1 protein-coding gene is annotated in these 354 nt (G+C 59.3%); it reads left to right on the forward strand.

Features of this window, described 5'->3' with window-relative positions; all coding sequences use genetic code 11:
- Window positions 1-354 (forward strand): transposase (locus LHU53_RS19595; protein ID WP_227334467.1); only part of this gene is annotated, 354 nt, incomplete at both ends.

The following is a 354-nucleotide window of genomic DNA, read 5'->3' on the forward strand; positions in this document are numbered from 1 at the left end:
AAATGAAACGGATCGGTGAAGATGTGGCCGAGAAGCTGGACTACCAGCCCGGTGTCTTCAGTGTGCAGCGCCACATCCGTGGCAAATGGGTCTGTGCCCAGTGCCAAACGCTGATCCAGGCCCCGGTGGAGGCACACATCATCGACAAAGGCATTCCCACCACGGGTCTTCTGGCCCAGGTGCTGGTGGCCAAGTTTGCTGACCATCTGCCCTTGTACCGCCAAGAAGCCATCTTTGGTCGTGCTGGTGTAGCCATACCGCGCTCCACACTGGGCGCCTGGGTGGGCAGTTGTGGGGTGCAGTTGCAAGCCTTGGTTGATGCACTCAAGGCTGACATCCTCAGCCACAGCGTGA

The organism is Rhodoferax sp. U2-2l (assembly GCF_020594515.1).
Taxonomy (GTDB): Bacteria; Pseudomonadota; Gammaproteobacteria; order Burkholderiales; family Burkholderiaceae_C; genus Rhodoferax.